This window comes from Micromonospora sp. Utrum1 (genome assembly GCF_057197805.1).
Map to the genome: position 1 here is coordinate 4,301,144 of NZ_CM170071.1, position 17,277 is coordinate 4,318,420.

The 17,277-nt window shown below is 73.5% G+C and carries 18 protein-coding genes; 4 read left to right on the forward strand and 14 right to left on the reverse strand.

The features are described from left to right. Nucleotides 1-68: 68 nt before the first annotated feature. Both AC0OLQ_RS20320 and AC0OLQ_RS20325 read left to right on the forward strand, forming a co-directional pair. On the forward strand, nucleotides 69-653 hold the full coding sequence (locus AC0OLQ_RS20320) for a histone H1 (protein ID WP_484527539.1): 585 nt from the start codon (nucleotides 69-71) through the stop codon (nucleotides 651-653). A 21-nt stretch (nucleotides 654-674) separates the two neighbouring features. Then, on the forward strand, nucleotides 675-1,094 hold the full coding sequence (locus tag AC0OLQ_RS20325; RefSeq protein WP_357341774.1) for a YchJ family protein: 420 nt from the start codon (nucleotides 675-677) through the stop codon (nucleotides 1,092-1,094). A 7-nt stretch (nucleotides 1,095-1,101) separates the two neighbouring features. Here the strand turns inward: AC0OLQ_RS20325 and AC0OLQ_RS20330 are convergent, their stop codons facing one another. From AC0OLQ_RS20330 to AC0OLQ_RS20365, 8 genes are all read right to left on the reverse strand, one after another. Further along, nucleotides 1,102-1,647, reverse strand: coding sequence for a gluconokinase (locus AC0OLQ_RS20330; protein WP_484527540.1), 546 nt, complete (start codon nucleotides 1,645-1,647; stop codon nucleotides 1,102-1,104). Further along, on the reverse strand, nucleotides 1,637-2,866 hold the full coding sequence (gene manD / locus AC0OLQ_RS20335) for a D-mannonate dehydratase ManD (RefSeq protein ID WP_357341770.1): 1,230 nt from the start codon (nucleotides 2,864-2,866) through the stop codon (nucleotides 1,637-1,639). The genes AC0OLQ_RS20330 and manD overlap by 11 nt, the downstream gene beginning before the upstream one ends. 24 nt (nucleotides 2,867-2,890) lie before the next feature. Continuing rightward, nucleotides 2,891-3,841, reverse strand: a complete 951-nt coding sequence (locus AC0OLQ_RS20340; RefSeq protein ID WP_484527541.1) for a sugar kinase — start codon at nucleotides 3,839-3,841, stop codon at nucleotides 2,891-2,893. Further along, nucleotides 3,838-4,461 (reverse strand): bifunctional 4-hydroxy-2-oxoglutarate aldolase/2-dehydro-3-deoxy-phosphogluconate aldolase, encoded by a 624-nt coding sequence (locus AC0OLQ_RS20345; protein WP_484527542.1) that lies wholly within the window; start codon nucleotides 4,459-4,461, stop codon nucleotides 3,838-3,840. The genes AC0OLQ_RS20340 and AC0OLQ_RS20345 overlap by 4 nt, the downstream gene beginning before the upstream one ends. Before the next feature lie 4 nt (nucleotides 4,462-4,465). Then, nucleotides 4,466-5,614: a galactonate dehydratase gene (gene dgoD, locus AC0OLQ_RS20350; protein ID WP_484527543.1), complete on the reverse strand. Its 1,149-nt coding sequence runs from the start codon at nucleotides 5,612-5,614 to the stop codon at nucleotides 4,466-4,468. 5 nt (nucleotides 5,615-5,619) lie between these two features. Next, nucleotides 5,620-6,435 carry a carbohydrate ABC transporter permease gene (locus AC0OLQ_RS20355; protein WP_357341759.1) on the reverse strand — a complete coding sequence of 272 codons (816 nt, stop codon included), beginning with the start codon at nucleotides 6,433-6,435 and terminating at the stop codon, nucleotides 5,620-5,622. Further along, the gene (locus tag AC0OLQ_RS20360; RefSeq protein WP_484527544.1) at nucleotides 6,432-7,379 is read right to left on the reverse strand and encodes a carbohydrate ABC transporter permease; all 948 of its coding nucleotides are present in this window, start codon (nucleotides 7,377-7,379) and stop codon (nucleotides 6,432-6,434) included. The genes AC0OLQ_RS20355 and AC0OLQ_RS20360 overlap by 4 nt, the downstream gene beginning before the upstream one ends. Nucleotides 7,380-7,451: 72 nt before the next feature. Further along, nucleotides 7,452-8,741, reverse strand: a complete 1,290-nt coding sequence (locus AC0OLQ_RS20365; protein ID WP_484527545.1) for an ABC transporter substrate-binding protein — start codon at nucleotides 8,739-8,741, stop codon at nucleotides 7,452-7,454. Between the two features lie 137 nt (nucleotides 8,742-8,878). Here AC0OLQ_RS20365 and AC0OLQ_RS20370 point away from each other — a divergent pair, with 137 nt between their 5' ends. After that, nucleotides 8,879-9,619: a FadR/GntR family transcriptional regulator gene (locus AC0OLQ_RS20370; protein WP_357341753.1), complete on the forward strand. Its 741-nt coding sequence runs from the start codon at nucleotides 8,879-8,881 to the stop codon at nucleotides 9,617-9,619. A gap of 34 nt (nucleotides 9,620-9,653) precedes the next feature. Here the strand turns inward: AC0OLQ_RS20370 and AC0OLQ_RS20375 are convergent, their stop codons facing one another. After that, the gene (locus AC0OLQ_RS20375; protein ID WP_484527546.1) at nucleotides 9,654-10,448 is read right to left on the reverse strand and encodes a maleylpyruvate isomerase family mycothiol-dependent enzyme; all 795 of its coding nucleotides are present in this window, start codon (nucleotides 10,446-10,448) and stop codon (nucleotides 9,654-9,656) included. Between the two features lie 74 nt (nucleotides 10,449-10,522). Next, nucleotides 10,523-10,912, reverse strand: a complete 390-nt coding sequence (locus tag AC0OLQ_RS20380) for a DUF2267 domain-containing protein (protein WP_357341749.1) — start codon at nucleotides 10,910-10,912, stop codon at nucleotides 10,523-10,525. Between the two features lie 144 nt (nucleotides 10,913-11,056). Between AC0OLQ_RS20380 and ligD the strand changes: the two genes are divergently transcribed. Next, a complete protein-coding gene (ligD, locus tag AC0OLQ_RS20385) occupies nucleotides 11,057-12,010 on the forward strand; it encodes a non-homologous end-joining DNA ligase (protein WP_484532391.1) in 954 nt (317 codons plus the stop codon). Between the two features lie 33 nt (nucleotides 12,011-12,043). Here the strand turns inward: ligD and AC0OLQ_RS20390 are convergent, their stop codons facing one another. The 4 genes from AC0OLQ_RS20390 to AC0OLQ_RS20405 form a co-directional block, all read right to left on the reverse strand. Next, nucleotides 12,044-13,897 (reverse strand): transketolase, encoded by a 1,854-nt coding sequence (locus tag AC0OLQ_RS20390; protein WP_484532392.1) that lies wholly within the window; start codon nucleotides 13,895-13,897, stop codon nucleotides 12,044-12,046. 131 nt (nucleotides 13,898-14,028) lie between these two features. Next, nucleotides 14,029-15,297, reverse strand: a complete 1,269-nt coding sequence (locus AC0OLQ_RS20395) for an MFS transporter (protein WP_484527547.1) — start codon at nucleotides 15,295-15,297, stop codon at nucleotides 14,029-14,031. A gap of 196 nt (nucleotides 15,298-15,493) precedes the next feature. Beyond that, on the reverse strand, nucleotides 15,494-16,459 hold the full coding sequence (locus tag AC0OLQ_RS20400; protein WP_484527548.1) for a membrane protein: 966 nt from the start codon (nucleotides 16,457-16,459) through the stop codon (nucleotides 15,494-15,496). A gap of 314 nt (nucleotides 16,460-16,773) precedes the next feature. Then, complete coding sequence (locus AC0OLQ_RS20405) at nucleotides 16,774-17,274, reverse strand: hypothetical protein (protein WP_484527549.1); 501 nt, start codon at nucleotides 17,272-17,274, stop codon at nucleotides 16,774-16,776. Between the last annotated feature and the right edge of the window lie 3 nt (nucleotides 17,275-17,277).

Here is a 17,277-nt window from a genome sequence, read left to right on the forward strand (position 1 = left end):
CGGCCGGCCCGACGTCGCCGGACGCGCCCACCACCCGTCCAGGCCGCGGCGGACCGCGAGGAGGAACGATGGCCCAGGCGGCCACCAGACCGAGCAGCGCCAGGAAAGCCACCGGGGCGCGCAAGGCCCCGATGCCGAACAAGGCCGCGGCGAAGAAGGTCGCCACCGCCACCAGGCGGGCGACCGGGACGACCGCGGCCAAGGCCCCCGGGCAGAAGCCGACCGCGACCACCGCGCGGGTGGCGCGGAAGAAGGACACCTCGGCCACCACCGCGACGCCCACCCGGCGGCCCACCGCGAAGGCGGTCGCCGCGAAGAAGAGCACCACCGCGGCGAAGAAGGCCCCCGCCGCGAAGGCCGCGGCCAAGAAGGCTCCCGCCACGAAGGCCACGACGAAGAAGGCCACCGCCGCGAAGGCCCCCGCCAAGAGGGCGCCCGGCACCAGGTCGACGGTGAAGAAGGCCCCGGCCACGCGGACCACGGCCAAGCGGACCCCGGCCCCCAAGGGCACGGCCCACGCCGCCACCGTCAAGAAGGCCGCCGACCGCGCCGCCAAGGCCCGCCGGGTGGCCGAGACGCGTACGCCGGCGAAGAAGGCGACCACCATGGAGTCGTTCGGCACCCGGCGGACGGCCCGGACGAGCGCCCGGTGAGCCGTCGGCGAGAATGACCGGGTGGCGAAACGTGGTGCCCGCCGGAGCGCGGCCGACCCGACCGGCGGGCCCTGCCCGTGCGGCTCCGGCCTGCCGTACCCGGACTGCTGCGGCCCGATCCACCGGGGCGTCTCGGCGGCGGCCACCGCCGAGGCGCTGATGCGCTCCCGGTACAGCGCCTTCGCCGTGGGCGACACCGACCACCTGCTGCGCAGCTGGCACTCCCGCACCCGGCCGGCCCGCCTGCGGCCGGACCCGGCCACCCGGTGGACCCGGCTGGAGGTGCTCGACACCGACCGGGGCGGCCTGTTCGACGCCGAGGGCACCGTCCGGTTCCGCGCGCACTACCGGGAGGCCGGCCGGCCCGGCACGCTGGAGGAGCGGAGCCGGTTCGTCCGGGAGGACGGCCGCTGGGTCTACCTGGACGCCCTCCCGGACTGACCGCCCGTCAGCGGCCGGCGACCGCGGCGCGCAACGGCAGGCCGAGTCGCCCGACGGCCGCCCTGACCAGCTCGTCCGGCGGCGCCGCCACCTCCAGCACCACGCCGGACTCGTCCGGTCCCAGCGGCTCCAGGATCGCCCGCTGCGAGTCGAACAGGCTCGCCGGCATGTAGTGCCCGACCCGCCGGTCCAACCGGTCCCGGATCAGCTCGGCCGCCCCGTCCAGGTGCAGGAACTCCACGTCCGCCGGCCCCTGCCGCAGCACGTCCCGGTACGCCCGCTTCAGCGCCGAGCAGGTCAGAACGGTGGACACCCCCTCGGCGTGCCGGTCCGCCATCCACCCGGCCAGGGCGCGCAACCAGGGCCAGCGGTCCTCGTCGTCCAGCGGGACGCCGGCGCGCATCCGGGCCACGTTGGCCGCCGAGTGGAACTCGTCGGCCTCGGCGAAGCGCAGGCCGGTCAGCTCGCTGATCCCCCGGGCCACCGTCGTCTTGCCCGCCCCGGACACGCCCATCACCACGACGTGCCGGGTGGGCGGCCGCTCACCAGTCATGGACGGTGCCGTCCTTGAGCCGGTTGAACGGCAGGTACGCCGGCTGGTACGGGTACCGGGCCGCCGCCTCCTCGTCCAGCTCCACGCCGAGGCCGGGCTGCTCGCCCGGGTGCAGGTAGCCGTCGGTGAAGGTGAACGACTGGCGGAACACCTCGTTGGTGAGCGGGCCGTGCTGCATGTACTCCTGGATGCCGAAGTTGTGGATGGCCAGGTCCAGGTGGAGCGCGGCGGCCATGCCGACCGGCGAGATGTCGGTCGGGCCGTGGATGCCGGACTTGATCTGGTACTGGGCGGCGTAGTCGAGCAGCTTGCGCATCGCGGTGATGCCCCCGGTGTGGGTGACGGCGGACCGGACGTAGTCGATCAGCTGTTCCCGGATCAACGTCTGGTAGTCCCACACGGTGTTGAAGACCTCGCCGATGGCGAGCGGGGTGGTGGTGTGCTGCCGGACCAGCCGCAACGCCTCCTGGTTCTCCGCCGGGGTGCAGTCCTCCAGCCAGAACAGGTCGTACGGTTCGAGCGCCTTGCCGAGCTTCGCGGCCTGGATCGGGGTCATCCGGTGGTGGCCGTCGTGCAGCAGCGGCAGCTCGGGGCCGAACTCGTTGCGGACCGCCTCGAACACGGCCGGCAGGTGGCGCAGGTACGCGCGGGTGTCCCAGTCCTCCTCGGCGGGCAGCGGGATGCGCTGGGCGGGCTCGTAGTCGTACCGCTTGCCGTCGATGCTGGGCTGGGCGGCGACGCCGTACACGGCGTTGATGCCGGGCACCGCGGTCTGCACCCGGATCGACCGGTACCCCAGCTCCAGGTGGGCGCGGATGGAGTCGAACAGCTCGGGCAGGTCCCGTCCGGAGGCGTGCCCGTACGCCATGATCCCGGTCCGGGACGCGCCGCCGAGGAGCTGGTAGAGCGGCATCCCGGCGGCCTTGGCCTTGATGTCCCAGAGCGCGACGTCGACGGCGGCGATGGCCGCCATCGTGACCGGCCCGCGCCGCCAGTAGGCCGACCGGTACAGGAACTGCCAGGTGTCCTCGATGCCGTGCGGGTCCCGCCCGATCAGCAGGGGGACGACGTGGTCGGCCAGGTAGGACGCGACGGCCAGCTCCCGGCCGTTGAGGGTGGCGTCGCCCAGCCCGGTGAGCCCCTCGTCAGTGGTGATCTTGAGGGTGACGAAGTTGCGGTCCGGGCTGGTGACGACGACGTCCGCTGCGACGATCTTCACGCGGGTGCCTTTCTTCGGGGTGGGTCAGCGAAGGGTGCTGCCGGGTTGCCGGTCGTCCAGGAGGGACAGCTCGTCCCGGCGCGGCAGGGCCTCCCAGTCGCCGGATCCGGCGACGGCGAAGGCGCCGAGGGTGACCGCGCGGCGCAGCCGCCCGGCCAGGTCGAGGCCGTCCAGGTGGCCGGAGAGGTAGCCGGCCGTGAAGGCGTCCCCCGCGCCGACGGTGTCGACCGCCGTCACGGGCAGCGCCGCCGCGTCCCGGCGGCCCTCCCGGGTGTACGCGCGGGCCCCGTCGCCGCCGAGCTTCACCAGCACGGTCGACACGCCCCGGGCCAGCAGCCCGGCCACCAGCGTCTCTTCGTCGGCGCCGGCCGCGCCGACCAGGTCCAGCTCGTCGGCGGAGGCGACCACCACCGAGGCGTACCCGGCGAGCGGGGTGAGCACGGCCCGCGCCGCGTCCCGGGACCAGAGCTTCGCCCGGTGGTTGACGTCGAGGCAGACCAGCGTGCCGGCCCGGGCGGCGGTCTCGGCCGCCCACGCGGTGGCCGCCCGGGCGGAATCGGAGAGCGCCGGGGTGATCCCGGTCAGGTGCAGCACCCGGGCGCCGGCCGCCAGGGCGGGCCGCAGGTCGTCGACGCCCAGCGCCGACCCGGCCGAGCCGGCGCGCTGGTAGAGCACCCGGGTCAGGTCGGCGGTGCGCCGTTCCAGGAACATCAGCCCGGCGGGGCGCTCGGGGTCGCGGACCACGTGCGTCACGTCGACGCCCTCGGCGCGGAGCTGACGCAGCAGGAAGCCGCCGAGCTCGTCGCCGCTGACCCGGCCGGCGAAGGCCGCCCGGTGGCCGAGCCGGGCCAGCCCGACGGCCACGTTGGACTCCGCCCCGGCCAGGTGCGGAGTGAGCGCGCCACCGGCCGTGAGCGGCCCGGCCGAGCGCAGCGAGACCAGCGCCTCGCCGAAGGTGAGCAGGTCGACGGTCATGCGACGGCGGCGACGTAGGCGCGCGCCCGGGCGCGCAGGGCGTCGAGGTCCCCGCCGGAGGCGGCGTCGCCGACCAGCGGCCCGCCGACGCCGACGGCGATCGCCCCGGCGGCGAGGTAGCCGGGCAGCTCGGCCAGCCCCACCCCACCGACGGCGACGAACGGGATGTCCGGGAACGGGTCGCGCAGCGCCTTCAGGTACGCGGGCCCGCCCAGCGAGGCCGGGAAGAGCTTCACGGCCGCGGCTCCCGCCCGGACCGCCGCGTACGCCTCGGTGGGGGTGAGCGCGCCGGCCGCCACCGGCAGCCCGCGGCGGGCCGCCTCCCCGATGGAGTCGACGACGGCCGGGGTGACGACGAACTGCGCGCCGGCCGCGGCCACGTCGGCGACGGCGGCCGGGGTGAGCACGGTGCCCGCGCCGACCAGGGAGCCGGGCGGGGCGGCGGCCCGGATCGCGGCGATGGCGTCGAGCGCCCCGGGCGTGGTCAGCGCCACCTCGACCACGCGGACGCCCTCGGCGAGCAGTGCGGTGCCGGTGGCGATGGCGGCGGCCGCGTCGGTGCCGCGGATGACCGCCAGCAGGCGGGTGGCGGCGAGTTCGGCGGTGAGGTCGAGGGTCATCTGGTCACCATTCCGCGTAGGAGCCGTCCCGGTGCCGCCACATGGGGCTGCGCCAGGCGTGGCCGCGCTTGTCGGCGGCGCGCACCGCCGCCTCGTCGATCTCGATGCCCAGGCCGGGCCCGGTGAGCCGCTCGACGTATCCGTCCACGAAGGTCAACGGCGTCTTGTCGAGGCAGTAGTCGAGCACCTCGGCGCCGAGGTTGTAGTGGATGCCGATGCTCTGTTCCTGGATCAGGTAGTTCGGCGTGGCGAAGCCGACCTGGAGGCAGGCCGCGAGGGCGATCGGGCCGAGCGGGCAGTGCGGGGCGAGCTGGACGTCGTACACCTCGGCGAGCGCGGCGATCTTGCGGACCTCGGTGATGCCGCCGGCGTGCGAGAGGTCCGGCTGGGCGACCGCGATGCCGGCCTGGAGGACGGGCAGGAACTCCTGCCGGCTGTAGAGCCGCTCCCCCGTGGACACCGGCGTGGTGGTGGAGCGGACGAACTCGCCGATCAGGTGCGAGTTCTCCGGCACCACCGGCTCCTCCAAAAAGAACGGCCGGTAGGGCTCGAGCAGCGGGGCGACCCGGCGGGCGCTGGCCAGGCTGAACCGGCCGTGGAAGTCGACCGCCACGTCCCGGTGTTCACCGAGCACCTCGCGGGCGGCGGCCACCCGTTGGACCACCCCGTCGAGCTCGGCCACCGAGGCCACCGCGCTCATCCGGCCGGAGGCGTTCATCTTGACCGCGGTGAGGCCGGTCTCGACGGCGGCGCTGATCTGGTCGCGGACCTCGCCGGGCTCGTCGCCGCCGACCCAGCCGTACACCCGGATCCGGTCCCGGACCGGGCCGCCGAGCAGCTGGTGCACGGGCGCGCCCCAGTGCTTGCCGGCGATGTCCCAGAGCGCCTGGTCGAGGCCGGCCACGGCGCTGGCCAGGATCGGCCCGCCCCGGTAGAACGACCCCTTGGTCAGCACCTGCCAGTGGTCCTCGATGCGCAACGCGTCCCGGCCGATCAGCAGCTCGGCGAGCTGGTCGACCGCGGCGCGGACGGTCTCGGAGCGCCCCTCGCAGGTGGCCTCGCCCCAGCCGACGATGCCGGACCCGGTCTCCACCCGGACGAAGAGCCAGCGGGGCGCGACCAGGAAGGTCTCGATGCGCGCGATGGTGGTCACGGTGCTCAGCCCTTCGTCGCGCCGGCGGTAAGGCCGGAGACCACGTACTTCTGCACGAACAGGGCGATCACCATGATCGGCAGGGTGACCACGGTGGCCGCGGCCATCAGGCCGCCCCAGTCGATGCTGGCGTAGCCGACGAAGTCGAAGATCGCCACCGGCAGCGTCTTGGTGTCCGCGCCGGAGAGGACCAGGGCGAACATGAAGTTGTTCCAGGAGAAGATGAAGGACAGGATGCCGGCGGTGGCGATGCCCGGCACGGACAACGGCAGGGTGACCCGGCGGAACGCGCCGATGTGGGTGAGCCCGTCGACCAGCGCCGCCTCCTCCAGTTCCTCGGGAAGGCCGTCGAAGAAGCCCATCATGATGTAGACGATCAGCGGCAGCGAGACGAACATGTGGCTGAGGATCAGCACGGTGAAGCCGCCGACCAGCTGCAGGTTGGAGAAGACGTAGTACCAGGGCACCAGCAGCGAGACGCCGGGGATGACCCGGGCCATCAGCACCACCAGGGCCGACTTCTTCATGTTGAAGCGGCTCATCGAGTAGGCGGCCGGGACGCCGAGGATCAACGACAGCACGGTGGCGGCGAACGCCACCCACAGGCTGTTGCCGATGAACTGGACGTAGTGCGACTGCTTGAGCACGGTCGCGTAGTTGTCCAGGGTGGGCGAGAAGACCAGCGCCTTGCCGGTGTCGTAGATGTCGACGTTGGTCTTGAACGACGCGGCGATCATCCACAGCAGCGGCGTGACCAGCGACAGCACCACGACGACGAGGGCCACCACCCGGAACACCCGGTACGCGGGACTGGCCTTCATCGCTTGGCCTCCTTGCGCCGGGCGGTCAGGGCCCACATCGACCCGATGATGATCAGGAAGAAGAGGATGAGGACGGTGGACGAGACGCCGTACTCGTTGTAGTCGAAGCTCAGCCCGTAGGCGTACACGTTGAGGGTCTCCACCTCGTGGAAGGAGCCGCCGCCGCGGCCCTTGGTGGCGTAGAGGATGTCGAAGGTCTTCAGCGCGTCGATGCCACGCAGCAGGATCGCGACGATCACCGTGGGCATCAGCAGCGGCAGGGTGACGTGGCGGAACCGCTGCCAGGTGCTGGCGCCGTCGATCCGCGCCGCCTCCTGGGGCTCCTCGGACAGCGAGCTCAATCCGGCGAGCAGGATCAGCACCACCATCGGCGTCCACTGCCACACGTCGATGAAGATCGTGGTGGGCAGGGCGGAGTGCTGGCCGGCAAGCCACGGCTGCGGGCCGATCCCGAACCAGCCGAGCACCTGGTTGGCCAGGCCGATGTTCGGGTCGAAGATGAGCCGCCACATCATGCCGACGGCGACCGGGGTGGCGACCAGCGGCATGAGGATAGCGACCCGGACCCACTTCTGGCCCTTGAACGGCCGCCACAGCAGCAGCGCGATGGCCATGCCGAGGACCACCTCGAACAGCAGCGCCACGAGGGTGAAGCCGGCGGTACGGCCGACCGCAGGCCAGAACCGGTCGGTGTCCGACAGCACGTCGAGGTAGTTCTGGAAGCCCACGAACTCGCTCTCGGCGCGGACGGACCCCTCGGCGTCGGTGAAGCTGAGCCAGGCGGTCCAGCCCAGCGGGATCACGATCAGGGCGCCGACGAAGGCCATCGCGGGCGCGGCGAAGAGCCACTTGCGGTGATCGTTGGCCCAGCGCGCCCAGCCGGGCGTGTCGGGCATGACGCCGGCGCCGCCGGGCGCGCGGCTGGGGGTGGTGACGGTTGCCATGAGATCTCCGGGGTGGGCGGACCGACAGGGGTACGCGGGTGGGGGGCGAGCGCCCCACCACCCGCGCGCGTGTTACTTGGCCTCGTCGTCCAGGAACTTCTGGAAGGCGTCGTTGGCGGTGTCGGCCGCGGCCGCCGGGTCCTTGCCGGTGATCGCGTCGACGATCGGCTGGCCGACGAGCTCGCGGGCCTGGCCCACCTTCACCACGACGGGCCGGTCATGGGCGACGCCGCCCTTGGTGCTCGCGCTGATGGCCTCGACCAGGTCCTTCGGGTAGTTCGCGGTGCCCTCCGGGTTGGCCCAGACCGAGGTACGCGCGCTCGGCACGCCCGCCTTCTGCTGAGCGAGGGTCTGCTCCTTGCCGGTGGCCCACTCGACGAACTTCCAGGCGTTGCTCTTGTTCTTCGAGGCGTCGTTGATGCCCAGCGCCCACGACGGGATGTTGTACGGCTTGGAGCCGGCCGGGCCGGCCGGGAACGGCGCGAAGCCGACGGTGTCGGACACCTTGGACTTGGCCGGGTCGGTGGCGTTCTTGTAGAGCGAGTTGGCCTCGGTGTAGAAGGCGGCCTTGCCCTGGGTGAAGATGGCCATCGCCTCGGGCCAGCTCATGTCGGTGCTGACGTTGGCCGGGCCGGAGTCCTTGATCAGGCCGCCGTAGAAGGCGTACGCCTGCTTGGCCGCGTCGCTGTTGACGGTCGCCTTGCCGCTGCCGTCGACGAAGTCGCCGCCGAAGCTGTAGAGGAAGCTGGAGAACTGGGTGACCGCCGGCGACTTGCCGGTCCGGGCGACGAAGCCCGCGGTGCCCGGAACGCTGGCCTTGATCTTCGCGGCCGCGGTCTTCAGCTCGTCGAGGGTCTTCGGCGGGGCGCTCAGGCCGGCCTTGGCGAGCAGGTCCTTGCGGTAGTACAGGACCTCCTGCTCGGTGATGATCGGCACGCCCACCGGCTTGCCCTCGTAGCTGGTGGCCTCGACCGGGCCGGACTGGAAGTCGGAGTAGTCCCAGTCCTTGTTGGACTTCACGTGGTCGGAGAGGTCGGCCAGGTACTTGTTCTTGGCGAAGAGCTTCCCCTCCTGGAGGGGCCGGTACATCATCACGTCGAGGTCGGACGAGCCGGCGTTGAGCTTGACGTTGTACTGGTCGGAGAGCTGGTCCTCGCCGAGCTGCGTGATCTCGACCTTGAGCCCGGTCTGCTTCTCGAACTCGGGCAGGGCCGCCTTGATGTTCTCGGTCCAGACGTGGTTCGCGAGCGTCACCCGCACCGTCTTGGACGCGCCGCTGTCGTCACCACCGCCGCCGCAGGCGGCCAGGCCCATGGCGACGACCACGGCCAGAGACGTACCGAATATCGATCGACGTCGCACGTCATCTCTCCTTTTCTCGTGGTCGCCGCCCCGGGGGAAGAGCGCCACAACGCTGTAACGTCCGCTTAACGACCGGATGCTAGGCCGAAAAAGCGGATTTATTCAAGGGTTGATTGCCAACTGATATGCTCCGACCCGTGGATCACTCCTCCTCCGGGGGCGAGACCGGGCTGCACGCCCGCGTACTCGACGAACTCGGCACGGCCGTCTGCGGCGGCGAACTGGCCGCCGGCTCGGTGCTCAACATCGACGAGCTCGTCGACCGGCACGCGGTCTCCCGGTCGGTGATCCGCGAGGTCCTCCGGGTGCTCGCGTCGATGGGCCTCATCGAGACGCGGCGCCGGGTCGGCGTCATGATCCGACCCGCCGAGGCGTGGAACGTCTTCGACCCGCAGCTGATCCGCTGGCGGCTCGCCTCCGCCGGGCGGATGGCGCAGCTCCGCTCGATCACCGAGCTGCGGACCGCGGTCGAGCCGCACGCCGCCTGGCTGGCCGCCGGCCGGATCTCCCCCGACGACGCCAGCGACCTGGTCGGGATCGCGGCGAAGATGTGGGCCGCCGGCCAGGCCGGTGACGAGGACCGGTTCCTCCGCCTCGACATCGAGTTCCACCGGCGGGTCCTGGCCGCCTCCGGCAACGAGATGTTCGGCAAGCTCCGGGAACTGGTCGCCGAGGTGCTCACCGGCCGGCACCACTACCACCTCATGCCGCACCACCCGGACCAGCAGGCGCTGCAGCTGCACGCCGACGTGGCCTCGGCGATCCAGCGCCGCGACGGCGAAGCGGCCCGCCGCGCCATGGTGCAGATCATGGAGCAGGCGTTCGACGAGATGAAGTCGATGTGGGAGCAGACGACCGAACCGGACCCGGTGGGCTGACCACGCATCACCTCGCGCGGTCGGCGACGCCCGCTCAGCCGAACGCGACCCCCGCCAGCCAGCGGTCCAGCAGCGTCGCGTCGCCGAGGACCTCGACCACTTCGGTGTCGACCGGGCGCCGCCGGTAGATCATCAGCAGCAGCTCGGTCACCGGGCCGCGGACCGCCACGGTGGTCTTCTCGTGCGCCCGCCGCCAGGCGAGGGTGTCCCCGGTGAGGTCCACCAGCCACTCCGCGCCCAGCTCGGCGGGCACGTCGGTGGCGTGGAAGTGCAGGGTGCGGCCCGGGCCGAGCAGGTCGCGCCGGTGCGGATAGATGTCCAGCATCTGCGGCAGGGAGCCCAGCTCCATCCACTCGTCCAGCGCGTCGACCGCCACCGCCGGGTCGACGGCGAAGTCCACGCCCAGCGCGAGGGCGGCGTCGGCACGGTGCAGCAGCGTCTCGTTGGCGAACCGGCGCGCCCAGAACACCCCGGCGGCCGGCACCGGCAGCGGCGTCCAGGTGGCCACGTCGGGGCCGGCCTCACCGAGCGCGTCGGTGAGGGCGGCGGCGCTCTCCACCAGCCAGGGGCCGACCACCGCCGGCTCCTCCCGGGCGTAGGGCGCCAGGTCGCGGAAGTGGGCGTCCGACGGCGGCCGCTCGGCCCGGCTGCGGACCACCCCGGCCGCCCAGCGCTGGCCGCCGCCGAGGTGCCGGGCCAGTTGGCCGACGTTCCACCCCGGGCAGGAGGCGACCGGCGTGGTCAGGTCGGCCCCGTCGAGGTGGGTGCGGAGAAGGTCGCTCTGGGCGACGATCTCGGCGCGGTGGCGGTCGAAGCTCAGGGCGGTCATCAGCCCAACCTAGCGGCCGACCGGACGCCCCACGGGGAGCCGCCGGCGGGCGTTTCGGCCATCCCGGCGGCCGGTCAGGGCGTGCGGGGCAACGGCTGAGCCAGCTCCCCGATCTCCCGCGGCAACTGCGCCAGCGCGTGCTCGAACTCCATGTGCCCGACCACCCGGTGCAGGGTCTGCAGCACGGCCCGCGCACCGCGCTCGGCCAGGTCCGGCGCCGTCCCGGCGCGGTCGGCCACCCGGCGCAGGAACTCGTCGTAGCCGAACGCCTCCGGCTCCTCCGGGCGGGCCCGGGCCAGCAGCGGGCGCAGTTCGTGCGCCACGTGGTCGGCCAGGTCCGCCGCCTCGCCGCCGCTGATCCGCTCGGCGAGGGTGCGCAGGGTGGCCTCGGTCAGGGATCGCGCGGTCTCCGCCGGCACGCCCGCCCGTGCGGCCACCTTCGCCACGAACTCCAGCTCCGCCATCGTCGGTCCTTCCGTCCCGGTGACCGCGTGGCTACCCACCGGCGACCCCCACAAACGACCGCGCTCCCCACTCGTCCGGGCAAAAGACCGGAAACGGGCGTCCGCCCGGGCCGCGACGGCCATGATCGGGACGTGGCCGCCAGGATGCCGACGCTCGTGCCGCCGATGCTCGCCGGCGCCGGCGCGCTGCCCACCGGGCCCGGCTGGGGGTACGAGTTCAAGTGGGACGGGGTCCGCGCGGTGGCGTACGTCGACGGCGGGCTGCGGCTGCTCAGCCGCAACGACCGGGACGTCACCCGGGCGTACCCGGAGCTGGGCGAGCTGGCCGACCTGCTGGCCGGGCGGCGTGCGGTGCTCGACGGCGAGATCGTGGCGCTCGACGCCGGCGGCCGCCCCAGCTTCTCCGCGCTCCAGCGCCGGATGCACGTGCGGGCGCCGGCCGCCACGCTGGTCGCCTCGACTCCGGTCCGCTACTACCTGTTCGACCTGCTGCACCTCGACGGGCGGGACACCACGGGCCTGTCGTACACGGAACGCCGCGCCGCGCTGGAGGAACTGGGGCTCAGCGGCGAGAGTGTCGAGACGCCGCCCTACTGGACCGGCGAGGCCGGTCGGGACCTGGCCACGGCGGCGGCCGAACTCGGCCTGGAAGGGGTGGTCGCCAAGCAGCTCCGCTCGCCGTACGAGCCGGGCCGCCGGGGCTCGGCGTGGGTCAAGGTGCCGCTGAACGAGACCGTCGAGGTGATCGTGGGCGGCTGGAAGCCGGGCGCCGGGCGCCGGGCCGGCACCATCGGCTCCCTGCTGCTCGGCATGTACGACGAGCACGACCGGCTGCAGTACATCGGGCACGTGGGCACCGGCTTCACCCAGACCGTGCTGCGCGACCTGGCGGGCCGCCTGGAGCCGCTGACCCGGCCCGACCCGCCCTTCGCCGACCCGGTGCCGCGCGAGCAGGCCCGCCACGCCGTCTGGGTCGACCCGGTGCTGGTCGGCGACGTCACCTTCCGGTCCTGGACCCCGGACCGCCGGCTCCGCCACCCCTCCTGGAAGGGGCTGCGCAGCGACCGGGATCCCGCGGAGATCCGGCTGCGGCGGTGACCCGGGCTCACCCGCCGGCTCGGCGGGCGGGCGTCAGGCCAGGGCGCGGGCCGCGCTGACGATCGCGTGGGCGCCGATGCCCGCCCGGTCCATCTGCTGGGTCGGGGTCCCGGAGCCGGGCAGCCCGCGTACCGCCAGGTGGCTCACCCGCACCGGCTCGGCCAGGTCGGCCAGCGACTCCAGCACGGCGGAGCCGAGCCCGCCCTGCGGGTAGTGGTCCTCGACCACCACCAACCGGCCGCCGGTGTCGCGCACGGCGTCGAGCAACCGCTGCCGGTCGAGCGGCTTGACCGAGTAGAGGTCGACGACCCGGGCGTCGATCCCCTCGCGGGCCAGCTCGTCGGCGGCCGCCAGGCAGTTGTGCACGGTCACCCCGGCGGCGATGAGCGCGACGTCGCTCCCGTCGCGGAGCAGCTTGCTGCCGCCGATCGGGAAGTCCTCCCCGTTGTCGTAGAGCACCGGGTACTTGCCGCGGGTGGTGCGCAGGTAGCTGACGCCCTCGCAGTCGACCATGGCGGCGACCAGGGCGGCGCAGGAGACGGCGTCGCTGGGATAGAGCACGGTCGACCCGTGCACGGCGCGCAGGGCGGCGAGGTCCTCCAGACCCATCTGCGAGGGGCCGTCCGGGCCGATCTCCACGCCGCTGTGCGAGCCGGCGAGGGCGATGTCGGCCCGGGAGATGCCGGCCATCCGGATGAAGTCGTAGGCGCGGGAGAGGAACGCGGCGAAGGTGGCGGCGAAGGGCCGGTAGCCGCGGACCCGGAGTCCCACCGCGGCGGCGACCAGTTGCTGCTCGGCGATGAACATCTCGAAGAACCGGTCCGGGTACGCCTCGCCGAACTTGTCCGCCCGCGTCGAGTCGCTGACCTCGCCGTCGAGGGCCACCACGTCGGGCCGTACGCCCAGCGCGAGCAGCGCATCCCCGTACGCGTTGCGGGTGGCCACCTTCGCCCCCTTCTCGTATCGGGGCAGCTCCGGCGCCTTCCCGGCGGGGGTCGGTGCCGGCGGCGCGGCGGCGGGCCGCGGGCCGGCGACCCGGATCTGCCGCACGCCACCGAGGGCCTGGACGGCGCGCTCGGCCTGGTCCGGCTCGAGCGCCTTGCCGTGCCAGTCCGGCCGGTTCTCGATCTCCGGCACGCCCTTCCCCTTGACCGTCCGGGCGAGCACCACGGTCGGACCGCTCGCCTGCCGGGCCTGCCCGAACGCCTCGTCGATCGCCGCCAGGTCGTGCCCGTCGACGACCAGCGGGTGGCAGCCGAACGCCTCGACCCGCCGGCGGTAGGTGTCCAGGTCCCACTCCAGCTCGGTCGGTCCCCGCTGGCCGAACCGGTTCACGTCCACGATCACGGTGAGGTTGCGCAGCCCGTAGTGCCCGGCCTTGTCCAACGCCTCCCAGATGGAGCCCTCGGCCGTCTCGCTGTCGCCGCAGAGCACCCAGACGTGGAACGGCAGCTTGTCCAGGTACTGCCCGGCCAGGGCGATGCCGACGCCGACCGGCAGCCCCTGGCCGAGCGAGCCGGTGGCGGTGTCGACCCAGGGCAGGGCCGGGGTGGGGTGGCCCTGGAGGCGGGAGTTCGCCTGGCGGTAGGTCTCCAGCAGTTCCTGCTCGCTGATCGCGCCGGTGGCCCGGAAGACCGAGTACAGCAGCGGCGAGGCGTGCCCCTTGGAGAAGATCAGGTGGTCGTTGGCCCGGTTGCCCGGGTACGACCAGTCGTAGCGCAGGTGGCGGGAGATGAGCACCGCGAGCAGGTCCGCGGCGGACAGGCTCGACGTGGGGTGCCCGGAACCGGCCCGGGTGCTGCATCGGATCGAGTCGACCCGCAGTTGGGCGGCGAGGTCCGCCAGCCCGGTCAGCTCCTCCTCGCGCAGGGTGCGCTCTGCTTCCATCGTCACGCCGCGTCGCCTCCGTCCCGACCAGCACACCGCCGGCCGCCCCGGGCCCGCCCCGGGGGACGACCGGCGCCGGTCGCTTCCGCCCATACCGTAGTCAGAAAAGCAATGAATTGTCGGGCAACTACCTATTCGGCCGACGCGGTCCGGCGGGTGGCCAGCCGACCCGCCAGCAGCAGGTACGGCAGCACGGCCACCGCGAAGGCGACCGCGTTGCCGGCCGCGCCCGCGACGACGCCGTACCCGGCGTAGACCGCGATGATGGTCAGGTCGGTGGACATCCCCGCCAGCGAGGTGACGGTCGCCCGGTTCGGCCCGCTGATCCGGGCCTGGAGCCGGACGTCGGCCAGCACGGTGGCGAGCTGGAACGCGGCGAACGCGACGCCGACCAGGACGAACCCGGCCGGGTGCCGGAGCAGGGCGCCCGCGGCCAGGGCCAGCGCCGCGCCGGCCAGCAGGACGGCGAAGCCGCGATCGGTCAACCGCTCCCCCGCCGGGGCCAGCAACCCGCCCACGGTGGAGCCGGCCCAGACCAGCAGGAGCAGCACCGGCACGGTGGCTGCCGGGACCCCGGTGTCCCGGGCCAGCAGCGGGGTGTACTCCTCGAGGCCGCCCCAGATCGCGGCGACCCCCGGCACCAGCAGCAGCGCCGACCGCACCACCCGGTCGGCGCGGGCCTCGGCCAGTCCGCCGCGCAGGCTGGCCAGCCAGCCGGGCTCGGCCGCAGCGGGCTGGTCCGCGCCCGGATGGTCCGCGCCGGGTCGGTCCGCGCCAGGCCGGTCCGCGCCGGCCGGGTCGGGGCCCGCGGGCTCCGACCCGCGGTGCTCGGGGAACCGGGTGGCGACCGCCGTGGCGGCCAGGCACGCCGCCACGCTCGCCGCGCCGACGGCGGGATAGCCGCCGAGAGCCAGCACCGGGGCGGCCAGCGCCATCGCGCCGACCACCCCGAGCAGCTCGGCGGTCTTCGCCCGGCCGGCCAGCCGGGCGTACCGGCCGGCGGCGCCGAGCCGGTCGAGTTCCGTGAAGACCAGCGCCTCCAGGGCGCCGGAGCGCAGCGCGCCACCCGCGCCCCAGAGCAGGAAGCCGACCGCGAACGCCGGGTAGGACGGGACGAGCACCCAGAACGCGAAGCCGGCGGCGGTCAGCAGCGGGGCGAGGCAGAGCAGCAGCCGCCGGGAGACCGCGTCGGCCCAGGCGCCCGAGGGCACCTCCAGCAGGATGCCGGCGGCCGACCAGAGCACGAAGAGCGAGGAGATCTGCCCGACCGACAGCCCGGTGTCGGCGAACAGCAGCGCGTACACCGGATAGAGCAGGACCAGGTCGGTGAGGAACGCGTAGGCGTAGAGCGTGGCGGCGAGCCGGCGCTCGGCGGGCACGCGCGCGGAGACGATGAGCATGAGGCCTTCCCACGGGGACGTGACGGACACCGGACGTGCGGTGTCCGCGGCGGCCCGCGGGCTCGACTCTCAGCAGGGCATCAATGTCGCCAGTGCACGCGCCGATGGTAGCCGGCACCCCGGCGGCGCCGCCGTCCCGCGCAGACAGACCGGGGTGGGACCCCGCAGGGCCCCACCCCGGTCGGCAGGCGGTCGGTCAGCGGCGGGACCGGTCGACGTCCGCCTGCGGAATGACCATCGTGGCCTCGTTGTCCGCGGCCTGCTCGGCCGTGGGCTGCCGCGGGGTGGTCGGCTGGGTGCGGTCCGGGTCGCCGTACGGAGGCACCGGCTGGGTCGGCTCCGCCGCGCCGTACGGGGCGACGGGCTGGGTCCGGTCCGCCTCGGCCTCGCCGGCCACCGGCTGGGTCAGCTCGGCCTCGGCGTACGGGCCGCCCTGCCCGCCGAACCGCGCCTCGACGTCCCGCCGCCCGGCCTGGTACGCCCGGGCGTGCGTGGCGATGGTCCGCGACTCCTCCTCGGCCCGGGCCAGCCAGTTCTCCCACCGGCTCTGCATCGGACGGACCAGGCCGCCGCCCACCCCGACGATCAGGATGCCGCCGACGGTGGCGAGCACGGCGATCAGCACCGGGGTGGTGACCGTGGTGGCGACGCCGATCTGATTCAGCGCGGCGATGACGCCGAGGCCGAGGATGAACACCGAGGCGATGTTGGCGAGCACCCGGCCGTAGGAGAGGCCGCCCAGGGCGCTGGAGATGATGTCCTTGACCGCCCGGGCGATGGCCGCGGCCACCACCACGATGACGATGGCGACGAACGCCCGAGGCAGCCAGGCGACGACGCCGGCGATCAGGTCCGAGATCGGGTTCGGGCCCCAGATGCCGAAGGCGAGCTGCAGGGTCACCAGCAGCACCGCGTAGTAGGCCAGCTTGGCGACGATGTCGCTGGCGTCGTACTTCGAGCGGGCCAGCGCCGTCTTGATCCCGCCGCGCTCGACGGCCCGGTCGAAGTGGACCCGCTCCAGGACCTTGTCCACGATCTTCAGCACGGCCTTGGCAATCAGCCAGCCCACGATCAGGATGGCGATGAAGGCGACCGCCTTGGGCAGGAACAGCATCACCGAGCGGAACGCGTCGCCCACCGCGTCCCCGAAATTGTCTCTCATCGAAGGGCCTCCACGCACAGGGTCAGGGTCGGTTCGCCTGGAGCTACCCGAACCCGGCGTCGGGGAAACCCGGTCAGCCCCCGGGGCAGCGGTAACGGACCTGCGTGCCGGCCTGCACCGGCGACGGCTCGACGATGTTGACGGTGGCGGTCCCGGTGGTCGCCCCGACGCCGCTGAACGTCCACTTGAGGGTGAGGGTGGCGGTCCGCTGGCCGCGGCCGACCCGCTCGGTGAGCAGGGCGCCCGGCGGCGCGTCCGAGCGGAACCACTGGTAGCGGATCGCCCCGCCACGCAGACGCCGGCAAGCCCGCCGGTCAGATGGCGGTGGCCTGGGCGACCTTCCACTCGCCGTGCACGGGGACCAGGGTGAGCACCACCCGGTTCTGGTCCACCTTCTCCCCCGCCGTGGTCACGTTGCGCCGGTACTGGTTGAGGTAGAGCAGCAGCTCCACCCGGTCCGGCTCGGCGCTGACCACGCCGGTGGCGGAGACCTCGGCCAGCACCACGGCCTGCTGTTTCGTGGCGGTCGTCTTGAGCGCCGTGGTGGTCTGCGCGTACTCGTCGGCGAACGCGCCGGTGGCGAAGGTGCGGCCGTTGGCGACGCTGTCGTCGAAGGTGCGGTAATCGTACGAGAAGAGGGCCTTGGCGGCTGCCGGCGCGGTGGCCAGGGCCTGGCGGACGGCCTGGTCGCGCTGGCCGGCACGGTGGTCGGCGGTCCAGCCGGCCACCCCCACGGCGACGGCCAGCAGCAGCGCGACGACGAGCAGCGGCACGGGCCGGAGCCGGGGTCGACGCAGGACGGTCGGTAGGCGCATCGG

What these genes read in the sequence shown, in the direction of transcription:
- AC0OLQ_RS20330 (WP_484527540.1), bottom strand. Translation starts at nt 1,647, where the DNA reads ATGACTGGTGAGCGGCCGCCCACCCGGCACGTCGTGGTGATGGGCGTG.
- AC0OLQ_RS20380 (WP_357341749.1), bottom strand. Translation starts at nt 10,912, where the DNA reads ATGGCGGAGCTGGAGTTCGTGGCGAAGGTGGCCGCACGGGCGGGCGTG.
- AC0OLQ_RS20320 (WP_484527539.1), top strand. Translation starts at nt 69, where the DNA reads ATGGCCCAGGCGGCCACCAGACCGAGCAGCGCCAGGAAAGCCACCGGG.
- AC0OLQ_RS20345 (WP_484527542.1), bottom strand. Translation starts at nt 4,461, where the DNA reads ATGACCCTCGACCTCACCGCCGAACTCGCCGCCACCCGCCTGCTGGCG.
- AC0OLQ_RS20395 (WP_484527547.1), bottom strand. Translation starts at nt 15,297, where the DNA reads ATGCTCATCGTCTCCGCGCGCGTGCCCGCCGAGCGCCGGCTCGCCGCC.
- AC0OLQ_RS20360 (WP_484527544.1), bottom strand. Translation starts at nt 7,379, where the DNA reads ATGGCAACCGTCACCACCCCCAGCCGCGCGCCCGGCGGCGCCGGCGTC.
- AC0OLQ_RS20355 (WP_357341759.1), bottom strand. Translation starts at nt 6,435, where the DNA reads ATGAAGGCCAGTCCCGCGTACCGGGTGTTCCGGGTGGTGGCCCTCGTC.
- AC0OLQ_RS20400 (WP_484527548.1), bottom strand. Translation starts at nt 16,459, where the DNA reads ATGAGAGACAATTTCGGGGACGCGGTGGGCGACGCGTTCCGCTCGGTG.
- AC0OLQ_RS20390 (WP_484532392.1), bottom strand. Translation starts at nt 13,897, where the DNA reads ATGGAAGCAGAGCGCACCCTGCGCGAGGAGGAGCTGACCGGGCTGGCG.
- AC0OLQ_RS20340 (WP_484527541.1), bottom strand. Translation starts at nt 3,841, where the DNA reads ATGACCGTCGACCTGCTCACCTTCGGCGAGGCGCTGGTCTCGCTGCGC.
- AC0OLQ_RS20375 (WP_484527546.1), bottom strand. Translation starts at nt 10,448, where the DNA reads ATGACCGCCCTGAGCTTCGACCGCCACCGCGCCGAGATCGTCGCCCAG.
- AC0OLQ_RS20405 (WP_484527549.1), bottom strand. Translation starts at nt 17,274, where the DNA reads ATGCGCCTACCGACCGTCCTGCGTCGACCCCGGCTCCGGCCCGTGCCG.
- ligD (WP_484532391.1), top strand. Translation starts at nt 11,057, where the DNA reads ATGCCGACGCTCGTGCCGCCGATGCTCGCCGGCGCCGGCGCGCTGCCC.